This window comes from Sulfobacillus harzensis, assembly GCF_012933365.1.
GTDB classification, from domain to species: domain Bacteria; phylum Bacillota; class Sulfobacillia; order Sulfobacillales; family Sulfobacillaceae; genus Sulfobacillus_B; species Sulfobacillus_B harzensis.
On sequence record NZ_JABBVZ010000249.1, the window covers coordinates 1 to 1610 of the forward strand.

General features: G+C 48.6%; 2 protein-coding genes. One reads left to right on the forward strand and one right to left on the reverse strand.

Annotated elements, in window-relative coordinates; translation table 11 throughout:
* Positions 1-560: RNA-guided endonuclease InsQ/TnpB family protein (locus HIJ39_RS23935; RefSeq protein WP_207711880.1), on the reverse strand; the 560-nt coding region annotated here is incomplete at its 3' end.
* A 90-nt stretch (positions 561-650) separates the two neighbouring features.
* Here HIJ39_RS23935 and HIJ39_RS22815 point away from each other — a divergent pair.
* Positions 651-1550: a macro domain-containing protein gene (locus HIJ39_RS22815; RefSeq protein ID WP_169103321.1), complete on the forward strand. Its 900-nt coding sequence runs from the start codon at positions 651-653 to the stop codon at positions 1548-1550.
* Positions 1551-1610 lie beyond the last annotated feature (60 nt).

Sequence of the window (1610 nt, forward strand, 5' to 3'; positions counted from 1 at the left end):
CCATTTTGGGGAATTCTTAGTGGCAAAACTGGGGAAAAACGATGGCCAAACTGTCCATTTCTATTTGGCCATATACAGATGGGCTGGCCGGGCTCCAGCCCGGCGCGAACTTTCGCGGCTTCCATCTGGCGACTGAAGTGTTGGGACAATCGGCGGAGCTGTTTCTGCGCGGTGGCATACGCTTTCGGTCCTATGATTTTCTCCCCAGTGGAAAGCGTGGCGAACGCCGACACCCCCAAATCCACGCCGACCACCGCTTGGTTTTCGCGGCGAACAACAGGCGGATCCGGGATCTCGACGGTGACACTCAGGAACCAGCGATCAGCGGTCCGGGAGATCGTGCCCTCCACGACTTTCCCGACGAACCGCAAGGTTTCGTGCATTCGCACCCACCCCAGCTTCGGGATATGCACCTGGCGGCCTTTGATGGTGAATTGATCATTCGTAAGCGAAAAGCGATCGTGGTGGCCCTTCTTCTTGAACGTGGGATACGCGGCGGTCCCGGCGAAGAAATTCTGGCTATTTGCAAAAGGTGGTTGACTTAGCGAAATAGTTCGCATCAGGCATTTACCCTGATTTATGCAATACATGGTTGAATCCTGTCACGGACGTGGTATGCTGTATTATGCAATATATGGTTGGAAGTTAACATGGCAGAGGAGACATTAGTATCGCTTCGCCCGTTGTTGGCGGGGGGGTTGATCTGTGAATCGACGTGTAATCGTTCAGACACGAATCGCTTCCTGACTGCACACAGACTAAGAACCCAGATTCCGGATGAATTCAATGCGGTGCAGTCGAAGGAGGGCGAGGTGAAACGCAAGGTTAGTTTCTTTGACTGGACGCTGTTGAAAAATTACATGGCCGTTCTGACCATTATCAGCGTATTTTTTACCTTGTGTTCTTTCTTTATCAGCATCCCCAGTGATCGCAAAATGGCGTGGTTCATAGTTTTGCTTGGACTATTTATGGCAATTTATGTTTATATGTGGTTCAGAGCGAATCTGCTGGAACACGTCACGCTTAAGATCAACAACTCGACCGTTGACGTCAAGGTCGGCGACGTCTTCGAACAAGAGGGGCTAAAGGTTATCGCGTTTAACGAATACTTCGACACACTAGTCGATGACGCGATCATTTCAGCCACTTCTCTTAACGGGATGTATATCAACAGCAAGGTACAGGACATTACCGAGTTGGATAGGTTGATCGCCCATGACGACCACTTGCGCGACAACATCCTAGAAGAGGTGCAACACCGGGCAAAGGGGAAACACAACCGATACCGACTGGGAACCATTTTTACGCATAACGATTTTTTGTTGACCGCCTTTTCCAAATTCGACCCGAATAACAGAGCATTTCTCTATATGAATGACTACATCAACTTTCTCATGAATTTCTGGAATGAAGTCGACATCGTTTACAACGGACGATCGATATCTATTCCTCTTTTAGGTTCAGGGATCACGAGATTCAAAGAGTATGATGCGATTACTGAACAGGAATTGCTCGAATTGCTAATCTGGTCATTTGAGGGTTTTTCATAACCCGAAGTCCTTGATTTGCAATGCTTGTGGGGTCTGAGAAAATTTCTTTCCCCCTGAATT